Annotated in this window: 6 protein-coding genes; 2 read left to right on the top strand and 4 right to left on the bottom strand. The window is 52.6% G+C overall.

Annotated features, from left to right (window positions below; translation table 11 throughout):
• The first annotated feature begins 44 nt into the window (after window positions 1-44).
• A complete protein-coding gene (locus DI44_RS13120; RefSeq protein WP_050483821.1) occupies window positions 45-293 on the top strand; it encodes a hypothetical protein in 249 nt (82 codons plus the stop codon).
• Window positions 275-1,459: a class I SAM-dependent rRNA methyltransferase gene (locus tag DI44_RS13125; protein WP_025038991.1), complete on the top strand. Its 1,185-nt coding sequence runs from the start codon at window positions 275-277 to the stop codon at window positions 1,457-1,459. Before DI44_RS13120 ends, DI44_RS13125 begins: the two co-directional genes overlap by 19 nt.
• A 63-nt stretch (window positions 1,460-1,522) precedes the next feature.
• Here DI44_RS13125 and DI44_RS13130 read toward each other — a convergent pair whose 3' ends face one another.
• The 4 genes from DI44_RS13130 to DI44_RS13145 all read right to left on the bottom strand — a co-directional run bounded on the left by DI44_RS13130 (window position 1,523) and on the right by DI44_RS13145 (window position 6,271).
• A complete protein-coding gene (locus DI44_RS13130) occupies window positions 1,523-2,728 on the bottom strand; it encodes an MFS transporter (protein ID WP_033024779.1) in 1,206 nt (401 codons plus the stop codon).
• Window positions 2,729-2,945: 217 nt separating this feature from the next.
• On the bottom strand, window positions 2,946-3,482 hold the full coding sequence (locus DI44_RS13135) for a YfiT family bacillithiol transferase (protein WP_011230120.1): 537 nt from the start codon (window positions 3,480-3,482) through the stop codon (window positions 2,946-2,948).
• Between the two features lie 55 nt (window positions 3,483-3,537).
• A complete protein-coding gene (locus tag DI44_RS13140) occupies window positions 3,538-5,205 on the bottom strand; it encodes an alpha-glucosidase (protein ID WP_021322503.1) in 1,668 nt (555 codons plus the stop codon).
• 139 nt (window positions 5,206-5,344) lie between these two features.
• Entirely contained in the window at window positions 5,345-6,271 is a 927-nt protein-coding gene (locus DI44_RS13145; protein WP_033024780.1) for a ketopantoate reductase family protein, read from the bottom strand.
• Between the last annotated feature and the right edge of the window lie 41 nt (window positions 6,272-6,312).

Here is a 6,312-nt window from a genome sequence, read left to right as displayed (position 1 = left end):
GATAAACTTTTGACAATACCACTGAAAAAAAGGAGGTGAAACGCATGGAATTGGTCGTCACCGCTAAAATTCGGTTGTTGCCAACGGAAGCCCAACACCAACAACTCGTTGAGACGATGCAAGCGATGAAACAAGCGTTGAACTTTGCCTCGAAAGTCGCATACGAACACCATCTGCTTTCTTCGTTTAAGAAACTGCAAGGTTTGGTGTATCGAGACTTGCGAGAGTTGTTCGGACTAAAATCACAAATGACGATTGGATGGGAGTGGAAACGATGGCGAAGGTCATCCTGAAAAGAGAACGAAAAAAACGGCTTGAGCAAGGGCATCCATGGATTTTTCAAAGTGAAGTCGACCGCATCGAAGGCGATGCGGCGCCGGGCGACTTCGTTGACGTTTACAATCATCAAGGCTATTGGCTGGCGAAAGGATATATCAACCCCGCTTCGCAAATCATCGTCCGCGTTTTGACGCAAAACCCAAACGATGAACTCGATGAGCGCTTTTTCATCGACCGCATCCGTCAGGCGTGGGCGTACCGTGAACGGATGATTCCCGGCGTTCGCTCCTGCCGAGCCGTCTATGGCGAGGCCGACTTTTTGCCCGGATTGATCGTCGACAAATATGAAGATGTGCTTGTTGTGCAAATTTTGGCGCTCGGCATGGAAAGGCGGAAAGACTGGATTTTACGCGGCTTGCTTGACGTGTTTGCCCCAAGGGCCATTTATTTGCGCAACGATGTATCCGTTCGGGAGCTTGAGGGTCTCAAACAAGAAAAAGGCTTTTGGTACGGGGAAGCGGAAACTGAAATCGAAATCGAGGAAAACGGCGTAAAATACATCGTCGATATTGAAAACGGACAAAAAACGGGCTTTTTCTTCGACCAGCGGCAAAACCGCGCCGCTCTTCGTCCGCTCATCGGTCCGGAGACAACCGTGCTCGACTGCTTCACCCATACCGGCTCGTTTATGCTAAACGCTTGTCTGTATGGGGCAAAACATGCTACTGCCGTCGATATTTCCGAACATGCCATCGAAACGGCGAAACGGAACGCCGCGTTAAACGGATTCACGAACGTTGAATTTGTCGTCGCCAACGCCTTCGACTATTTGCGCGAATCAGTGCGCGCCGGCAAACAGTGGGATGTCGTCATCATCGACCCGCCGGCGTTCGCGAAATCGGCCCATGCCGTCCCGAAGGCGCTGCGCGGCTATAAAGACATTAACTTAAACGGATTGAAGCTTGTCAAAGACGGCGGCTTTTTCGTCACATCAAGCTGCTCGTACCACGTCCGCCCGCACCTATTTCAAGAAATGATCGCTGATGCGGCATTTGACGCAAAAAAAGTGCTGCGCCAAGTATATTGGAACGGCGCCGGCTACGACCACCCGAAACTCCTTGCCGCGGAAGAAGGCGACTACTTAAAATTCGCCATTTACGAAGTGCATTCCCGGCGGTGACGAGCCGCCCTCAAAGGCCGTTTCGATGCGCCGCTGGGCAGAAAAAACGCCTAGGGGTTATCCCTAAGCGTTTTTTCGTTCCCTGGGGCGAAGCGATTGTTCTTTATGCAAGACCGACAGATAGACAAGCATCGAAAGGAACACCGAACCGCTAGCAGCTAAATAAATGCTCGGATAGCCGAACCAATGGCTGATTTGGCCAAACACTATCGCCCCGACGCCGACCCCTAAATCAAAAAACGAGAAAAATGTCGCGTTCGCCATTCCCTTGCGGTGGGCAGGCGCCCGCTCGACGGACCACGCCTGCAGCCCCGGTTGCACCATGCCAAAGCCGAAACCGTACAGCACCGCCGCCAAAAGCAACGCCCATTCTCCCGGCAGCCAAGCGAGAAGAAGCATCGCCAGCAAAATAAGCCCCGCACCAGGGAGAAAGACGGCTCGATGCCCTTTTCGGTCATACAACTGGCCAGCGAACGTTCGCGTCACCATCAAGGCAAGCGCGTAAAGCAAAAAGTACAGCTGCAGGCCGCCGATCTGTTTTTGCGCCGTATATAGAGGCAAGAATGAGGCGATGCCGCCGAACGTCACCGTCAAGAAAAACAACAGCAACGACGGGGTCAAAGCGCTTTTTTCATACAAATCCCATCTGTTCGCCCCTTTGCCATGCACGGCTTCCGCTTTTTTATACGTGATTGCGGCGGCAAACAGCACCGAAGCGACTCCAAGCGCCGCACAAATGGCAAACAGATGGCTAAACGGAATCATAGCGGCAAGCACAAGTCCAAGCGACGGACCAAACGCCAAGGCGATATTCCCAGACAGCCCGTAATAGCCCATTCCTTCCCCGCGGCGACTCGCTGGAATGATGTCCGTCGCCACCGTTCCGGAAGCGGTTGTCGAAAACCCCCAGCCGATTCCTTGGACGACCCGCATCAAAAAGAGAAGGAAAATACTTGAGACCAAGCTGTAGGAACCGACAGAAATGACAAAAATGAGAAGCCCCAATAAAAACACAAACCGGCGCCCTTTCGTCTCAAGCGCATGGCCGGCGAACGGACGGACGATGAGCGCCGAAAACGTAAACACACCGACGACAACGCCAATCAGCTGATCATTGCCGCCCAAATGCTCGACAAACAGCGGAATGGTCGGCAACGTCATTTGAAACCCAAGAAACACAAAAAAATTGGCCAAACAAATCAAAACAAAATCTTTCGTCCATATTTTTTCTTTTTGTTCTGCAATAAGCGGCTGCTGCTCCGCTCCCATACCGATCCCCCTTGCGAACTATGTATTTCGTGTCCCTTAATATTTGTTAGTATAACATAATCCTATGCCGCCGTTTAAGCAAAATGCTATTTCACCGTTCTCCCGGCAGGATGACGACAAAAAAGCCCCGCCCAGCCGGCGGTTCCCGGGTGTTGTTTGCGCAGCACCATCCTTCTATGATGCATGAAGAAAAAAGCCGCCGAAGAATCGGCAGCCTTTACCATCCTTTTCGTTTGCGCAACGACGCAACTTGCGCGGTATGATGCTTCCCATGCCATGCATACAACGCGGTCAATACATACAGCGGCATCTCCCCCGCTGCCCCTTCCGGCCGAACGGTTCGGTGAAAATCTGCCTCCGTCATCGATTCAAGCAACGCCGCCCATCGCGCATGCAGCCCGTCAAGCAATAAAAGCGACGGTTCAATGGGCAACAAGCAAGCATCGGCCGTTTTCGCCCATTCGCTTTCCGCAAACGGCTTCACCGTTGGGCCGTCTTCCGTCACTCCCCATTTCGTGCGCAAAAACGCATTCATGCTTGCATCAGCCAAATGATGGACGACTTGGGCAACCGTCCAGCCGCCTTCGCGGTACGGCGTGTTCAGCTGCTCATCGTTCAAGCCGGAAACAGCGGTTCTTAAGTCGCTCGGCAGCCCGCGGATGGCAGCAATCCACTCTTGCACCTCCCCAGCCTCAAACTGCTGCGGCGCTTGAAACGTTCCGATCGGGTAGCGAATCGGATCGACCGTTGCCATGTTGATCATCTCCCTTCCGTATGCATTTATTCCACACGGAAAGGCAAATTCCTTCTTATTCTTTCCAGATGTATACGCGCGCCTCGTACGGCTTCAGCTTAAAACGCGTCGCATTTTTATGCGGACGGACCGGGTAGTTCGAAAGCGCCAAATCGCTTGACTGAAGGCGGAAGCCGTCATAGCGGTAAAGTGAAGGACGATCGGATACGTTGACAATGATAAGCGCCCGATCGCGGCCAAGCGTTCTTGTGTACGCGTAAATGGATGGGTTGTTTTCCAAAAGCAGATCGTACGTTCCATAAACAAACAGCTCGTTCGCTTTCCGAAGCTGAATCATTTGTCGATAAAACGACCATACCGAGTTCGGGTCGCGCCGCTCGGCCTCGACATTGATCGTACGATAGTTTTCGTTCACCTTGATCCATGGCGTACCTGTCGTGAATCCAGCGTTTGGGGCACCAGACCATTGCATCGGGGTGCGCGAGTTGTCGCGCCCGGTTTTCCAAATGATCTTCATCACTTCCTCATGTGTCCGGCCGTTCGCCCGTTCGAGTTCATACAGACGCAAGGCAGCGACATCGCGGTAGTCGCGAATGTCGGAGAATTGCACGTTCGTCATCCCGATCTCTTGCCCTTGGTAAATGAACGGCGTCCCTTGCATGAAAAAGTAGAGCGCGCCAAGCGCCTTCGCGCTCTCCGCCCAATACTCGCCGTCATTTCCCCATGTCGACACTGATCGAGGCAAGTCGTGGTTTTCCAAAAAGAGCGCGTTCCACCCACGGTTTTCCAATCCTTTTTGCCATTTCGTCAACGTCCGCTTCAGCCGGCGGACATCGATCGAACCATCGGCTTTCCTTTTCCAAAGCCCTAAATGCTCAAACTGAAAAATCATATGAAACACGCCGTTTTCTTCCCCGACCCATTGTTCGGCCTCATCAACCGTTACTCCGTTCGCCTCGCCGACCGTCATAATGTCATATCGTGCAAACGTTTGCTCTTTCAACTCTCGCAAATACTCCATAATCCCTGGCTGGTTCATGTGCGCAGCAAATGACGGCACGTACTTCAGCCCCTTCGGATTTGGCAAATCGGGAAGACCCGGCTTTTTCTTAATGTGGGAAATCGCGTCGATGCGAAAGCCGTCGATGCCTTTATCCAGCCACCAGTTGATCATGTCATACAGCGCTTGGCGCACCTCGCTGTTTTCCCAGTTCAAATCGGGCTGTTTCACATCGAAAAGATGTAAATAGTACTGACCCGTCCGCTCGTCATACTGCCATGCCGAGCCGCCGAAAATGCTTTCCCAGTTGTTCGGTTCGCGCCCATCTTTGCCGTCGCGCCAAATGTACCAGTCGCGCTTCGGATTGTCTCGCGATGACCGCGATTCGATAAACCACGGATGCTCATCACTCGTATGATTGATGACCAAATCCAAAATGATTTTCAACCCGCGCCGATGGGCTTGGGCAAGCAATTCATCGAAGTCATCCATCGTTCCAAACTCATCCATAATGGCATAATAATCGCTGATGTCATATCCGTTATCGGCGTTCGGCGACCGGTAAATCGGACAAATCCAAACGATGTCGACTCCAAGCTCCACCAAATAATCCAGCTTTTCGATGATGCCGCGAAGATCACCGATGCCGTCGCCGTTGGCATCCATAAAGCTGCGAGGATAAATTTGATACGCAACGCCTTCTTTCCACCATGTTTTTTTCAAGGCTGCCTCCTCCTTGTGCACACGTTTTCACTATTAACTGTACACTATATTGGTGCGGTAAACAACTTCTCTTTTTCTCAAAAAACAGCCGTTTGGCGGGGCTGCACGCTCCTGCCAAACGGCTGGGTTGAACAACTGGTCACTCACCGGTTGCGCGGCTCGCTTCGTAAATTTTTAAATTGCGATATACCACCTCGAGCATCGGAGCATGGATGCCATGCCGCTTCGCCAATGCTAGCAAATACCCTTGCAAATGATCGGCTTCAATGAGCTGTCCTTTTTCCATATCGCGCTGCATGGACGATTTCATCGTTGGGGCGATCTGCTCGAGCTGGGTGCGCTGCCGCTCGGCCATTTCATCGGTCAGCGGCGCCCCATGCGCCTGAATGATCGTTTTGATTTCCCGAAACAGCCGATCGATGATGACGCTCCCGTACTCCCCGGAACGGATCGGCCCGATCGGGGCGCGGAACAGCGTTGTCACGCCCGACATCGTCGCGATAAACAAATATTTGTTCCACATATCAGCTGCAATTTGTTCGCTTAGGCGAAAGCAGGCGTTAGCGCCGGCAAACAACGATGCAAGCACCTCCGTTCGCTCGCTCCGCCCGTTTGGCCATTCACCGAAACGCATCTCATGCGCCGGGCTCGTTTGGATGATCTCCCCTCTCTCGTTTAACGTCGTTTCGATAAAGCAAAGCCCGCCTAAGACATTCTCGCGGCCGAACGCCTTCCATAACGCATCCATATGGGCCATGCCATTTAACAACGGCAAAATCATCGTCGCCTCTCCAACATACGGTTTCGCGTCGGCGATGGCGCCGTCTAAATGGTACGCTTTGCTTGAGAACACGACAAGATCAAATGGCTCGGCCGATTCGCCGGCAACAAGCAATTTCGGCGCCAATCCCACATCGCCATGGACACTGTGGATGACAAGCCCATATTTCTCCAGTTCCTGTTTTCTGCGCTCGCGAACAAGAAACGTTACGTCCACCCCTTTTTCAAGCAGACGGCCGCCGAAATACCCGCCGACCGCTCCTGCTCCGACAAACAGAATGCGCATCATATGTACAGCTCCTTTCTCCACTGAGGGTTGATCCAACG

The sequence above is a fragment of the Geobacillus sp. CAMR5420 genome, from assembly GCF_000691465.1.
Taxonomy (GTDB): Bacteria; Bacillota; Bacilli; order Bacillales; family Anoxybacillaceae; genus Geobacillus; species Geobacillus thermoleovorans.
The sequence above is the reverse complement of the archived record's forward strand: the minus strand, read 5'-3'. Positions and strand labels throughout refer to the sequence as shown.

Coding starts and splice junctions, on each gene's coding strand:
- DI44_RS13120 (WP_050483821.1), top strand. CDS start 45: ATGGAATTGGTCGTCACCGCTAAAATTCGGTTGTTGCCAACGGAAGCC.
- DI44_RS13125 (WP_025038991.1), top strand. CDS start 275: ATGGCGAAGGTCATCCTGAAAAGAGAACGAAAAAAACGGCTTGAGCAA.
- DI44_RS13130 (WP_033024779.1), bottom strand. CDS start 2,728: ATGGGAGCGGAGCAGCAGCCGCTTATTGCAGAACAAAAAGAAAAAATA.
- DI44_RS13135 (WP_011230120.1), bottom strand. CDS start 3,482: ATGGCAACGGTCGATCCGATTCGCTACCCGATCGGAACGTTTCAAGCG.
- DI44_RS13145 (WP_033024780.1), bottom strand. CDS start 6,271: ATGCGCATTCTGTTTGTCGGAGCAGGAGCGGTCGGCGGGTATTTCGGC.